At 71.5% G+C, this 13,927-nt stretch carries 11 protein-coding genes; 2 read left to right on the plus strand and 9 right to left on the minus strand.

The features are described 5' to 3' along the window. Positions 1–11 precede the first annotated feature (11 nt). From ACPEEZ_RS13275 to ACPEEZ_RS13315, 9 genes are all read right to left on the minus strand, one after another. Positions 12–1,391: a DedA family protein gene (locus ACPEEZ_RS13275; protein WP_423919942.1), complete on the minus strand. Its 1,380-nt coding sequence runs from the start codon at positions 1,389–1,391 to the stop codon at positions 12–14. Positions 1,392–1,454: 63 nt separating this feature from the next. Next, positions 1,455–2,645 carry a septum formation family protein gene (locus ACPEEZ_RS13280; RefSeq protein ID WP_423919945.1) on the minus strand — a complete coding sequence of 397 codons (1,191 nt, stop codon included), beginning with the start codon at positions 2,643–2,645 and terminating at the stop codon, positions 1,455–1,457. Between the two features lie 151 nt (positions 2,646–2,796). Continuing rightward, on the minus strand, positions 2,797–3,876 hold the full coding sequence (locus tag ACPEEZ_RS13285; RefSeq protein WP_423919948.1) for an alkene reductase: 1,080 nt from the start codon (positions 3,874–3,876) through the stop codon (positions 2,797–2,799). A gap of 211 nt (positions 3,877–4,087) precedes the next feature. After that, a complete protein-coding gene (locus tag ACPEEZ_RS13290; RefSeq protein ID WP_423919951.1) occupies positions 4,088–4,957 on the minus strand; it encodes an NAD(P)-dependent oxidoreductase in 870 nt (289 codons plus the stop codon). A 134-nt stretch (positions 4,958–5,091) separates the two neighbouring features. After that, positions 5,092–5,817 carry a lysophospholipid acyltransferase family protein gene (locus ACPEEZ_RS13295; RefSeq protein ID WP_423919954.1) on the minus strand — a complete coding sequence of 242 codons (726 nt, stop codon included), beginning with the start codon at positions 5,815–5,817 and terminating at the stop codon, positions 5,092–5,094. A 239-nt stretch (positions 5,818–6,056) separates the two neighbouring features. Then, positions 6,057–8,150 carry a DNA helicase RecQ gene (gene recQ / locus ACPEEZ_RS13300; RefSeq protein ID WP_423919956.1) on the minus strand — a complete coding sequence of 698 codons (2,094 nt, stop codon included), beginning with the start codon at positions 8,148–8,150 and terminating at the stop codon, positions 6,057–6,059. Positions 8,151–8,181: 31 nt separating this feature from the next. Then, positions 8,182–9,117 carry a lysostaphin resistance A-like protein gene (locus tag ACPEEZ_RS13305; protein WP_423919959.1) on the minus strand — a complete coding sequence of 312 codons (936 nt, stop codon included), beginning with the start codon at positions 9,115–9,117 and terminating at the stop codon, positions 8,182–8,184. A 10-nt stretch (positions 9,118–9,127) separates the two neighbouring features. Continuing rightward, a complete protein-coding gene (locus ACPEEZ_RS13310; RefSeq protein ID WP_423919961.1) occupies positions 9,128–9,271 on the minus strand; it encodes a hypothetical protein in 144 nt (47 codons plus the stop codon). A 29-nt stretch (positions 9,272–9,300) separates the two neighbouring features. Then, complete coding sequence (locus ACPEEZ_RS13315) at positions 9,301–11,649, minus strand: bifunctional metallophosphatase/5'-nucleotidase (RefSeq protein ID WP_423919964.1); 2,349 nt, start codon at positions 11,647–11,649, stop codon at positions 9,301–9,303. A gap of 309 nt (positions 11,650–11,958) precedes the next feature. Here ACPEEZ_RS13315 and ACPEEZ_RS13320 point away from each other — a divergent pair, with 309 nt between their 5' ends. Beyond that, a complete protein-coding gene (locus tag ACPEEZ_RS13320) occupies positions 11,959–12,885 on the plus strand; it encodes a shikimate dehydrogenase family protein (RefSeq protein ID WP_423919967.1) in 927 nt (308 codons plus the stop codon). Positions 12,886–12,887: 2 nt separating this feature from the next. Then, a complete protein-coding gene (gene aroD / locus ACPEEZ_RS13325; protein ID WP_423919970.1) occupies positions 12,888–13,754 on the plus strand; it encodes a type I 3-dehydroquinate dehydratase in 867 nt (288 codons plus the stop codon). Positions 13,755–13,927 lie beyond the last annotated feature (173 nt).

Genomic DNA, 13,927 nt, shown 5'->3' on the forward strand with positions numbered 1-13,927 from the left:
GATGCCTGAGTCTAGGGGCGCGCCTGCGGCTGCCGCACCGGCCGAGTGGCGGAGGCGACCCGGTGCTGCCAGGTCAGCAGCATGATGCGGGCGTAGTGGGTGCCCGCGACGTAGTGCCCCACGACGCCGAGCAGGTAGAGCGCGAAGCCGGTCCCGACGACGGCCTTGATCTCGTCCGGGAACCCGCCCAGCCGCATCGCCGACCCCCCGACCACGAGCAGCAGTCCGACGAGCAGGAGGGCCGTGCGCACCCGACCGGCCCACCAGACGCGGATGCGCGGGTCGCCGCCGAACGCGACGATCGCGCCCACGGCCAGCAGCACGTCGGGCGAGACGATCAGCACGATCATCTGCCACGGAGCGAGCTCGGCCGTCACGGCCGCCACGGTCACGACCAGCACGGTGACCCTGTCGAGCACCGGGTCGAGCCAGGTGGCGAGAGGACTCGGGTGCCCGGATCGACGCAGGCGACGCACGACTCCCCCGTCGACGACATCGGCGACGATCGCGATGCCGATCACGACGGCGGTCGCGGTGTACAGCTGGGCCGCCGCGAGTACGACGACGACCGGCAGGACGAGGAGGCGCACCAGGGTCACGACCGTCATCGGCGTCCCCCAGCGGTGTCCCGTCAGCAGGCGCGACCGCAGCCCGGCGAGCCAGCCGGCCGCGGGTGCGGGGCCTGCCGGCGTCGGGCTTGCGGCGCCGGCCGGGACCGAGCCGGGAGCCTCGGTGACGGAAGGCGTCGTCGAGGACTCGACCTGCGCCTCCGGCGGGTTCTTCTTCTTTCGGATGGCGCGGACTACGAGGACGATCACGGCGACACCGGCCACGACCACGAAGAGGACGGTGCCGCCCGTGCCGAGGTATTTCTGCACGGCGTCGAGGGACGAGCGGAGTAGGAACCCGACGCCGACGTAGACCGCTGCCCAGGTGAGCGCGCCTCCGAACGAGGCCGGCAGGAACCGCGCGTAAGGGACGCGTGCCACGCCGGCCGCTGCCGGGGTGAGCGTGCGGATGACGGGCACGAGCCGGGTGAGGAACACGGCGGCGGCGCCGCGACGTTCGAGGACGGCCACGGCACGATCCCAGTTGTCGACGCCGAGGCGGCGGATCAGCCTCGTGTCACGGAAGCCCGCTCCGAAACGGCGGCCGAGCAGATACCCGACGTGATCGCCGAGCGAGCCGCCGACGGCCACGAACAGGAAGAACAGCGCGGCCTGCCAGGCGTCGTCGAACGTGGCCGCGAGCAGCAGCACGATGGTCTCGCCCGGCACGAAGAAGCCGAGGCCGAGACCCGACTCGGTGAAGGAGAAGAGAGCGCCGAGCGCCCAGACCAGGGCCGTGGGCAGCGAGTCGACGGAGTCGGTCACCCACTCGACGATGTTCATGACATCACACTCTGGCATACCCGGGCTGGGCGGCCCGGACAGGCCGCTGCGGACGGAACCGGGTCAGCGACCGGAGCCCCGCAGGCTCTCGTCCGTGTCGGAGGTAGGGAGGTAGGCGAAGCAGACGGCCGCCCGGTCTCCCTCGAGCCAGCTCGCCCTGCTCGGGTACAGGAAGCCGTACTCGACCTCGGAGTCCTCCCACGCCGTACCGATGTAGGGCTCGAAGGCGGCGAGGCAGACGTCGGAGGACTGCTCGCCGAGGTCGTCGTCGCCGGGGTACACCCCGTCCGCGGCGTCGTACAGGTCCACCTTGTACACCTCGAAGTCGTGGTACTCGTCGCAGTCGCGCGTGGCGACCTCGGTGGAGGAGTCACCGTGACCGCCGTCGTCGACTCCCATGTCGGAGTCGGCCGGGAAGTCGAAACAGGCACCCAGGTAGAGCGCTCCGGCCGTGGTGTCGCCGGTCGCGGCGGGCTCGTGCGCGTAGGAGCCCTGCGCGATCGGGTCGGACGGGGACGCCATCCAGACCGCGCCGAAGATCACGAAGACGGCGACGATCAGCACCACGGCCGAGCCGCCGATGGCGAGGGCGACGATCCAGGTGCGGCTCTTCGTGGGGGCGACGGGCAGGTAGGGCGCGTACTGGGCCTGCGGGTAGGGGAATTGCTGCTGGCCGGCGTACTGCTGGGCCGGGTACGGCAGGCCGGGGTACTGCGGCTGGCCCGGGTACTGCTGCTGACCCGGGTACGGCTGGCCGGCGTACGGCTGGAACGGCGGCTGCCCAGCGAACGGCTGCTGCACCGGCGGCTGGAACGACTGCTGCTGCGGCTGCTGCGGCTGCTGCGGCTGCTGCACCGGCAACTGCTGCGACGCACCGAGTCCCTGCGCGAACGGGGCGTCGGCCTCGCTCGGGCCGAAGACGTCCACCCAGCGGCGGACGGCCGGGACGGCGGCAGCCGCGACGGCCTCGGGGGTGGCGACCACCGAGACCCCGAGGATCTCGATCTGACGCTCGTCGACGGGCGTGGAACCGAGCGCATCGGCCCGGAGCGGCACGACGAACCAGCCGGTCAACCCCGCGTCGAGGTCGAGGAAGGCGCGCGCGCCGAGACGGAGCCGCAGCATCGAGGGTACGGCGCCCTGGTCGGCGTCGGCGTACTCCGACGGTCGCTGCTCGATCTCGATGCCGGGCAGCGCCGCGGCGATCCGGGCGGCGACGTCGTCGCCCTGTGCTCGTCCGAATCCTGTCGCCACCGTGCTGACCCCCTCTGCCGGCCCCGTCGGGTGAGGTGCCGCTGACGGATCATATCCAGAGACAGGCCGCCGTCCGATCCCCCCGAACGGGACGAGCCGCGCGCGGTGCAAGACCGGGCGCGGCTCGTGGTGGTGCCTCAGGACGAGGGCGTCAGACGCGCGTCAGCGTCGGGTAGTCGGTGTAGCCGACACCCGAGTCGCCGTAGAACGTCGACGGGTCGGGCTCGTTGAGCTCGAGGTCGGCCTCCCAGCGCTCGACGAGGTCGGGGTTGGCGAGGGCGGGACGGCCCACGACGACGGCGTCCGCGACGTCGTCCGCCACGATGGCGAGGGCCTCGTCACGGGTCGTCATGACGCCGAAGCCCGAGTTCACGAGGAAGGGCCCTGCGAAACGACGACGGAGGCGCTGCACGAGTTCACTGCGCGGGTCGGCGTGCAGCACGCTCACGTAGGCCATGCCGAGCGGCGCGAGTCCGTCGACGACGGCGTCGTACGTCGCGGTGACGTCGTCGATGTCCGTCTCGACGACGTCCTGGATGTTGTGCATCGGCGACAGCCGGATGCCGACGCGGGAGGCGCCGATGGCGGCCGAGACGGCCTCGGCCGTCTCGATGACGACGCGGGCGCGGTTCTCCGGGCTTCCGCCGTACTCGTCCGTGCGCACGTTCGACACGGGCGACAGGAACTCGTGCAGCAGATAGCCGTTCGCCGCGTGCAACTCGACACCGTCGAAGCCGGCCTCGTTCACGACGCGCGTCGCCGCCGTGACGAACGCGGCGGTGACGCCCCGCACCTCCTCGGTGGTCAGGGCGTGCGGCACGGGCATCGGCACCTTGCCGCTCGGGGTGTGGGTGGTCCCGTCGATGGCGATGGCGCTCGGCGCCACGATGCGGTCGGTGCCCGTGATCTCGGTGTGCGAGACACGGCCTCCGTGCATGATCTGCATGACGATCTGACCGCCGCGCTCGTGCACGGCGTCGGCGACGCGGCGCCAGGCGGCGACCTGCTCGTCCGTGACGATGCCGGGCTGACCCGGGTACGAGCGGGACTCGTGCGTCGGGTACGTGCCCTCGGACACGATCAGGCCGACGGAGGCGCGCTGCCGGTAGTACTCGACGACGACGTCGCCGGGCACACCGTCCTGACCCGAGCGGGTGCGCGTGAGGGGGGCCATGACGACACGGTTGGTCAGGTGCAGATCGCCGAAGGAGGCGGGGGAGAACAGATCCACGGAGTGGTTCCTTTCGTGGTGCGGCGGGGCGGTGCGGGGGGCGCCGTCTCGGGGAGGTGGGGTCGAGCGGGGGGTGTTCGGGGCTGGACCCGTCGTGCGAACGTCGGCGCGGTGTCGCGCATTCCCGTGTCGTGTCGCGTTTGCGGCGTCGTGTCGCGTTCGTGCGCGACAGGATGTCGCGAACGCGACACGTCGTGTGGACGGGCCGCGCTCAGTCTCGAGAACCGGTGCCGCGGAAACCGGTGCGCACGGCCGCGATGTCGTCCGAGCCGAAGCCGGCATCGCTCGCGGCGCCGTACACGGCACCGAGCGATCGCAGCAGCGTCGGGTCGAAATCCGTGCCGGCCGAGGCGTCGAGCATGAGGCCGATGTCCTTGCGCAACCCGTCGAGCGCGAACTGCGCGGGGTAGTCGCCGGCGATCATCGACGCGCCCTTGACGTGGGCGTACGGGGTGTCGGACTGGCCGCCGTCGATGGCGTCCAGGAAGAGCTGCGGGTTGAGCCCGAGCGCCTCGGCGAGCGCGATCGACTGCGCGGTCGCGGCTGTGATGGAGGCGATCCAGGCGTTGGCGGCGAGCTTGAGCTTCGTGCCATCGCCCACCGACGGGCCCGCCGTGACGGTCTTGGCGCCCATCGAGTCGAGCACCGGCTGCACCCGGGCGATCAGGTCGGCGTCTCCGGCGGCGAGCATGACGAGCGCACCCGTCGCGGCCGGCTTCTTCGTGCCGAGCATCATGGCCTCGACCAGGTCGACCCCGAGTTCGGCGGCGACGTCGACGACGCGCTGCGTGGCCGCGACCCCGATCGTGCTGGCCTGCACCCAGACCGCGTCCGAGCCGATGCCTGACGCGCCATCGCGGAGGACCTCTTCGACGGCGTCCCCGTCGAACAGGATCGACAGCACGACATCGGCGCCTGCGACCGCGTCGGCCGCCGTGTCGGCGATGGTCACGCCGGAGGCGGCCAGGGGCTCGGCCTTCTCACGGGTGCGGTTCCAGGCCGTGACATCGTGCCCGTCGTCGGCCAGGTGTCGTGCGACTCCCTGCCCCATGATCCCTGTGCCGAGAACCGCGACCTTCATCCGAACCACTCCTCGCACGGCCGCGGGGAGCGACCGATCGGTGCCGTGGCGGCACGTCCGTGACCGCCGCGGGTGACGGTACCCGCGCCTCCTTGGAGCGGTCTCGGGCGGGTGGCGGGAGGCGGGTCGGCTGGTCAGTCGAGAGGATCGGGGCCGAGGGGGTCGCGGCGGAGCGCGCGACGGACCCTCGCGACGACCGACGGTGCCGGGGGCTCGTTGTAGACACCGGCGGGCTCTTGACCGCTGAGGGCTTGGATCGCCGTCATGACCGCGTCCGTCGCGTGGCGACGGGCGCGTCCCGACGCGGCGTCGCCGTGCACCGAGAGGTCGATCGGTTCTCCGAACTCGACGGTGAACCTCCGGAGGCGCGGGAGGCGACTGCCCACGGGCTGGATGTCCTGCGTGCCGGTGAGTGCCACGGGCACGACGGGCGCACCGCTCGTGAGCGCGAGCCAGCCCACACCCGTCCGGCCGCGGTAGAGGCGTCCGTCGAGGGAGCGCGTGCCTTCGGGGTAGATCGCGAAGGCCTCCCCCGCCTCGAGGCGCTCGAGACCGAGGTCAAGGGCGTGCTGCGCGGCCGAGCCCGCTCCGCGCTCGACGCCGATGGCCCCGATGCCCGAGAAGAAGAGACGGGACAGGCGGCCCTTGAGACCCGTGCCGGTGAAGTAGGCGTTCTTCGCGAGGAAGGCGACCTGCCGCGGAGCCATGAGCGTGATGACGACACTGTCGATGAACGAGAGATGGTTGCTGGCGAGGATCACGGCCCCGTGACGCGGAACGTTGCGACGTCCGACGATCTTCGGACGCCAGAGGAGGCGCACCAGGGGCGCGAGGATCGCCCTGCTGAAGAAAGTGAGCACCCTCTAGGGTGACCCACCGCATATGCCGGCGTGGGTATGCCCTCTGTGTCGCGCCGCCCTCCCAACGAAGTGTCACTACATGTCGATGTTCGAGCCCAACACCCACCCGTCGCGACACATCGTTCGGACAGGACGCTCGCGCGGACCCGCCCTCCGAACGAAGTGTCACTACCAGTCGATGTTCGAGCCCAACACCCACCCGACGCGACACATCGTTCGGGAAGGGGGCGGGGAAGCGCTCAGTGCCAGTCGGCGTCGGGCGGGACGGACTCGTCGTAGGGGTCGAACGGGGGCTCCTCGTCGGGCGGCATGTCGAAGCTCGACACGGGGGCCGAGGCCGGTGCGGGAGCGGCCGCGAACGACGGGCCCCGCGGTGCAGACCCGGCGGACGCAGCAGCCGAGGCAGACCCGGCGACCGTCGGCGCCGAGCCCGCCGCGGCGGCCTCGTCGGGCGACGCACCCCCGACGACGGCGAGCACCTGCTCGCCATACGTGTCGAGCTTCTTCTGCCCGACACCGCTGATGCCGGCGAGCGCCGACAGGCTCGACGGCTTCGAGGCCGCGATGCCCCGCAGCGTGACGTCGCCGAACACGACGTAGGCGGGCACCCCCTGGGCTTTCGCGACACCGGCCCGCCACTGCCGCAGCGTCTCGAACAGGGGCACGTCGGCCGCGTCGAGATCGGCCGCGCCGGCACCGGACCGGGTGCCGGCTCCGGAGCGGACACCCCGCGACGACCGGGAGGCGCGCGCGGGTCTCGGGGCCTCGCGACGCAGGCGCACGGGACGCGTCCCCGAGAGGACCTCGGCTGCGAGATCGGTGATGAGCAGGGTGCCGTAGCCGTCGGGCGAGACGCTCAGGACCCCCTGGGCGAGCAGCTGTCGGACGACTCCGCGCCACTCGAGGTCGCCGAGCTCGGTGCCGATGCCGAACGTCGCCAGTTGCTCGTGACGGTTCTGCGTGATGCGCGGTGTCGTCTTGCCGAGCAGGATGTCGATGATCTGCCCCGCCCCGAACTGCTGGTCGCGCTCGCGCTTGAGTCGCACGATCGTCGACAGGAGTTTCTGCGCCGGGACGGTGCCGTCGAGGGACTCGGGCGGGGTGAGGCACGTGTCGCAGTTGCCGCACGCCGTGCTCGCCTGACCGAAGTAGCCGAGCAGCTGCACGCGGCGGCACTCGACCGTCTCGCAGAGGGCGAGCATCGCGTCGAGGTGCGCACTCAGCTTGCGGCGGTGCTCGGCGTCGCCCTCGGACTGGTCGATCATGCGGCGCTGCTGCATCACGTCCTGCAGCCCGTAGGCGAGCCAGGCGGTCGATGGCAGGCCGTCGCGCCCTGCGCGACCCGTCTCTTGGTAGTAGCCCTCGACGGACTTCGGCAGGTCGAGGTGGGCGACGAACCGCACGTCGGGCTTGTCGATGCCCATGCCGAACGCGATCGTCGCGACCATCACGATGCCGTCCTCGCGGAGGAAGCGCGACTGGTTGCGAGCCCGGACGCCGGCGTCGAGACCGGCGTGATAGGGCAGCGCGGGGATGCCCTGCTTGACCAGGAACTCGGCCGTCGACTCGACCGACTTGCGCGACAGGCAGTAGACGATGCCGGCGTCGCCGTCGTGCTCGCTACGGATGAAGCGGAGCAGCTGCTGCTGCGGGCCGTCCTTGGCCTCGATGCGGTATTGGATGTTGGGCCGGTCGAAGTCGGCGACGAAGTGCTTCGCCGAGTCGAGCTCGAGGCGCCGCGAGATCTCGCGGTGGGTCGTCTCGGTGGCGGTCGCGGTCAGTGCGATGCGCGGGACGTCGGGCCAGCGCTGGTGCAGCACCGAGAGCTCGAGATAGTCGGGGCGGAAGTCGTGACCCCACTGCGCGACACAGTGTGCCTCGTCGATGGCGAAGAGTGACACCGTGCCACGATCGATGAGGTTCTTGGTCGACTCGAGCTTGAGCCGCTCGGGGGCCAGGTACAGCATGTCGAGCTCGCCCGCGACGAACGCACTCTCGACGGAGCGACGGGTGTCGGGGTCTTGGGTCGAGTTCAAGAACGCCGCGCGCACGCCGACGGCCGCCAACGCGTCGACCTGGTCTTGCATCAGCGCGATCAGCGGTGAGACGACGATGCCCGTTCCCTCGCGGACCAGCGCGGGCACCTGGTAGCAGAGCGACTTGCCGCCACCGGTCGGCATCAGCACCAGGGCGTCGCCGCCCGACACGACCTGGTTGATGATCGCCGCCTGGTTGCCCCGGAACGCTTCGTAGCCGAAGACCCGGTGCAGCACCTCGAGCGGCGACCCCGCGACGGCCGAGGCGGGCACGGGGGGAACGGCTGAAGAAGTCACGCGACGAGTCTAGGTAACGCCGCCGACAGGCTCAGCGAGTCGCGGTGTCGCTGTGGACGGCGGGCCCGCGGGACGAGCTGGGGAGGACTCGCCCCACCCCCGAACGCCGGGCCGCGCGCAGCACGAGCCAGACGTACAGGGGCGTCGAGATCAGCGTCACCGCGAGCCCGAGCGGGCTGCCATCGCTCGCCGCGACCCCCGAGAACGGCGCCAGCAGCACGAACACGACCGTGTTGTTGAGCACGTGCGCCACGATGCCGGCCTCGAGCCCTCCCGTGCGCCAGGTCAGATAGGCGGCCGAGATGCCGAAGACGGCCACGTCGAGCACGCCCCACACGTTGTACCGGTGCAGCACGGCGAACAGCACGGTCGGGAGCACGATGGCGACGACCGGCCAGCGGAGCCACGCCCCGAGCGTCTGCATCGCGAACCCGCGGAACGCGAACTCCTCGGCCGACGACTGCAGCGGGACGAGCACGACGATGACGACGATCGCCCAGACCAGTGTGGTCGGCGATGTCGTCACCTCGCCGAACGAGATCGGCTGCCCCGTCAACGCCGGCACGACGACCGAGCTGAGAACGGTCGAGACGGCGACGAAGACGAGCCCGGGCACGAGGCAGCGCGCGAGCCAGCGCCAGCGCAGCCGCCCCGCCACGCTCGTCAGCGAGGGGTACCCGACGACGCGCGAGGCGACGACGACCGACGGCAGCAGCATCGCGATCGAGCCCAGCGAGATGAGCATGACCAACGGGTCGGCGGCGTTCAGCGGGTCGTCGGCGACGGCGCTCGAGAGCCGCTGCCCGGCATCTAATCCGCCGACCGCCCGGACGATCGCATACACGGCCGCATAGAAGACGAGCGACAGCAGCACGTACAGCGCGACGGCCACGGCAACCGCCAGGAGCGGCTTCCACCACCGGTAGGCGGGCCGCACCCGGAACAGGCGGTGGTACTCGGTCGTCACAGCAGCGAGGCTAGCGGCTGCCGCCGACAGCCGAGCCGAGAGCCGAGCCCGGGCCCGAGCCCGAGCCCGAGCCCGAGCCCGACGCGACGCGAGCCGAGCGCGACGCGGGCCGCAGACGGACGCGACCCGCGCCTCCTTCGATCTCAGGAGGCACGGGTCGCGTCGTCAGCGAGCGTCAGGCGATCAGACGGTGCGCTCCGAGTCCGACCCACCCTCGACGGACGACACGACGTCGCCCGACCGGCGGCGGGCACGGGCCACGACCAGCGCGCCACCACCGAGCAGCAGGAGCAGCACGGCCGCCAGGAGCGACGGGAAGGTCGACTCCGAGCCGGTGTAGGCGAGGGCGCCCGAGCCGGCGCGCGTCGTGGTGCCGGGGTTCGTCACCGAACCGGCTCCGGGGCCGGCACCGGGGACGACCGGGCCCGCACCGGGCGTGGTCGGGTCGGTGGGCGTTCCGGGGTCGGTCGGCGTGCCGGGGTCGACCGCGACGGCGTTGACGAGCACGAGCGACGCGTCGTCGGGGATCGCCGCGGCGACGGTGACGGCCGTGTCGGTACCGGGGACGGTGACCTGCAGGGTGCGGATCGCCAGCGCGCGCACGGCGGGAGCCGATGCCTTGACGACCTTCAGCTGCAGCGTCGCCTGACCCTGCTCGTCGCCCTTGTCGACGATCGTGTTGTCGAGCGCGACCGCCCCGAGTGCCGTGCCCTCGTAGGCCACGTTCGCCGTCGACGGCATGGTGACGCCGTTGCTGAAGCCGAGCGACGACAGCTTCACGGTGATCGTGTCGCCGATCTGGTAGCCGTTCGGGCCGACGACGTCGGGCGACGTGATGCCGACCGAGCGCTGAGCGGTGTCGGGCTTGGCCGGGGTCGGGTTCGCCGTGAAGTAGTCGACCTGGCTCTGCAGGTCGGCCTTGCCCGTGTCGGCGGCGGTGGTGCCGGTCGCGAAGGCGGAGAAGTTGTCGCCACCCGCGGCCAGGAACGAGTTCGCGGTCACCTTGTACGTCGTCGCGTCGTCGAGCAGCGCGCCGTTCAGGGTGATGGTGTCGATGCGCGAGCCGGCCACGGCGTTCGGGTCGTACGTGTACGCCAGGCCCTTCGAGACGCCGAGCTTCAGGAACGGACGGCTCGATCCGGCCGGCTGCCACTGCTGCTCGAGGACGCGACGGATCTGCGCACCCGTCATGTCGAGCACGGTCAGCGTGTTCGCGAAGGGCTGGACTGCGGCGGCCTCTTTGTAGGTGAGGTTGCCGTCCGGGTCACCCGCGCCGGACGACTTGTACAACAGATCGGCGCGGAGGCCGCCGGGGTTCATGAACGCGATCTGCGCGCCGTTGTCCTTCGCGGTCGCGGCGAGCTGCACGTCGGCGACGAAGTTGCCGAGCGTGGACTCGCCACCGCGGTTCTCCGACCCGTCGGTCTGCTTCGCGCGGAGGAAGTCGGCCGTGATGTCACCGATCTTGACGGCACCCTTCACGTTCGCCTCGGCGACGGCGTTCTTGACGATCTCGGCGACCGCGGCGTTCTCGGGGGCCGACTTGAACAGCTTGATGTTCTCGGGCGCGGCGGCCTGCGTGACCTTCTGGCCGACCGGGGCCGAGCGGTCGATGTTCAGCGACAGGTGGCTGAGGTTGGCGCCGTAGCTGCCGGTCTGGATCACCGGACGCGGCGTCGCGCCGCCGTTCGGGATGATCTGGTGCACGTAGCTCTGGTGCGTGTGCGCCGACAGGATGGCGTCGACCTTGGGCGAGACGTTCTTGACGATCTTGCCGAAGTCGGAGTCGTCGGTCGAGCTGGTGAGCGCGGCGCTCGACGCGCCCTCGTGCACGAGCAGGACGAGGGCGTCCGCCTCGTCGTTGCTGTCGTCGCCGTCGGTGAGCTGGGCGGCGATCGGGTTGACCGAGGCCGCGACGTCGCGGAACTCGAGCCCCTCGATGCCGGCCGGGCTGACGAGCTCGGGCATCAGCGTGGTGATGGCACCGATGAATCCGACGCGCACACCGCCGATCTCCTTGATCGAGTACGGCTGGTACGCGCGCTCACCGGTCGCCGTGCTGAAGATGTTCGCGTTGATGTTGTCGAACGCGCTGGCCGGTTCGATGCGGTTGTTGAAGTCGTCCTGGCCGCGGTCGAACTCGTGGTTGCCCATCGTCGACACGTCGAGCTTCATCGCGTTGAGCGCGTCGAGGGTCGGCTTGTCGTCCTGGATGAACGACGTGAAGGTCGAGGCGCCGACGTTGTCGCCCGATGACACGAACAGCGTGTTCGGCTGAGCCGCACGCATCTGGTCGACCTTGCCGGCGAGCACGGCCGCACCCGCGATGGTCGTGTTCGAGCCGGTGTCCGCCTCGAGACGACCGTGGAAGTCGTTGATGCCGACGATGTCGACCCGGACGGGCTCGGCGTGGGCCGGGGCGGCGGCGAGGACACCGACCGCGAGCGTGGTGACGGCGAGCGAGGCGAGGACACCGCGTCGACGCCGCGTGCCTCCCGCCGTGTGCTGTGAGGTGGGGGGAAGGGCGCGCATGGCTGTGCTGGTCTCCTGGCTGCAGATGTAGGGGGCCGTCGTGCCGCCCGGGAGTCCCGACGCACGACCTCACGATGCTAAAACCGGCCTGGGACGCTCACAAGGATCAGCTGTGAATCGTCATCTGCTGTTAACGTTCGCGCCCATCACGTGTCGGCTATCTGGTCATGACTGCCGAGGAGGCGCGGGTCACGCAGGAGGCGCGGGTCACGTCGCGCTGCCGCCCGCAGGCCGCGACGATAGGCTGAGTCGCCGCTCGCCCGCTCCGTCGGCGGGCCGTCGCACCGTCCGTGCCGAGAGAGGGACCGCATGACCGCAGCTCGTCGCCGCCGACTGGCCGTGCTGGGGTCGCCCATCGCGCACTCCCTCTCGCCCGAGCTGCATCGGACGGCCTACGAGCTGCTCGACCTGCCGTTCGACTACGACCGGGTCGAGGTGCGCTCGGGCGAGCTCGCGGCGTTCCTCGACGGACTCGACGACAGCTGGCTCGGGCTCAGCCTGACGATGCCGCTGAAGCGCGAGGTCATGCCGCTGCTCGACGACGTGTCCGACCTCGCGGCGCGCCTCGACGTCGCGAACACGCTGGTGTTCGGCACCGACGGCGGCACCGACGCAGGCGCCGAGGGCGGCACCGACGGCGCCGACCGCGGCACCGCAGTCGGCACCTCCGGCCGGCCTCGGCGTCAGGGGCACAACACCGACGTCGACGGCATCGTCCGGACCGTCGAGACCTGGCAGGCGACCCGACCCGACGCAGCGACCATTCTCGGCGGGGGCGCGACCGCCGCCTCCGCCCTGTTCTCGGCCCACCGACTCGGTGCCCGCCGGGTCGCAGTGTACCTCCGCGACACGTCGCGGGCGGGCGAGCTGACCGGGCTCGCCTCGGCCCTCGGCGTCGAGCTCGCGGTCCGCCCGCTCGGCGACCTCGCTACGGCCGGCCCCCTCGACTTCGTCATCAGCACGCTGCCCGGTGGGGTGGCCGATGCGTTGCCGCTGACCCCGGCGAGCAGCGCCTCCGTGCTGTTCGATGTCGCCTACGACCCGTGGCCCTCGCGGATCGCCGAGCAGTGGCAGTCCGCGGGCGGCGTCGTCTTCAGCGGCCTCGACATGCTCGTCGAGCAGGCGATCGGTCAGATCCGGCTGTTCTCGGGGCACGGCGCGGAGTTGCCCGACGAGCCCTCGGTGCGCGCCGCGATGCGCGAGAGGGTCGGCCTGCCGGCCGTGGCGGTGAGCTGACCGTGGCCGCTCCGATCCCCGTGACGCTGCGCTCGGTCGTCCTCGCCGACGGGCGGCCGGCCGTGTGCGTGCCGCTCGTCGACACGACCGTGGAGGCGCTCGTCGCCTCGGCCGCCTCGCTCGACCCGCGCGACTACGACGTCGTCGAGCTACGCGTCGATCATGTCGCCGCGAGCGCGGGTGCGAGCGCGGGCGCGGGTGCGGGTGCGACCGCGAGCGCGGGTGCGGGTGCGGGTGCGAGCACGGGTGCGGATGCAGCCGCGGGTGCGGGGCCGATCGACGCCGGCGCCCTCGCGCGGGCCGTTCGCGAGGCCCTGCCCGACGACAAGCCGTTGCTGTTCACGTTCCGGACCGAGGCGGAGGGGGGCGCCTGCGCGATCGCCCCGGACGAGTACGAGCGGCTCATCGCCGCCGCCGTCGAGAGCGGGGCGGTCGATGCCGTCGATGTCGAGATGACGACCGAGCCCGATGCCCGTGAACGCATCGTCGACCACGCCCATGCGCACGACGTCCCGGTCGTCATGTCGTCCCACGACTTCGACGCGACGCCCGACCAGGCCGAGATCGTCTCGCGTCTGCTGCAGCAGCAGGAGTGGGGCGCCGACGTCGTCAAGGTCGCCGTCATGCCGCAGTCCCCCGCCGACGTCCTCACGCTCCTCGCCGCGACCGACGACTACCGCCGGGGCCCCGGACTGCTGCCCGCCATCACGATGTCGATGGGACCGCTCGGCGTCGTGTCGCGGGTGGCGGGCGAGACGTTCGGCTCCTGCTTGACGTTCGGGTCGGCCGGCCGGGCGAGTGCGCCCGGTCAACTCGACGCGCACGAGCTGCGCGCCGTCGTCGACCTGCTGCACGCGGCACGCCGCTAGCGCGCCCGCGCCGGCCGCGCCCGCCAGCCCGCCGCTTGCTGTCCGTGCTCGCTCGTGCTCGTCGCAATTTGCGACCGATCCGAGCCCAGGAGGCGCGACACGCCGACAACAACGTGGTGCCTCGGCGAGATGGTCGCGAATTACCCCGGCGACCGGCTGTCCGACAGCGTCAG

This window comes from Frigoribacterium sp. 2-23, from assembly GCF_049601585.1.
Taxonomy (GTDB): domain Bacteria; phylum Actinomycetota; class Actinomycetes; order Actinomycetales; family Microbacteriaceae; genus Frigoribacterium.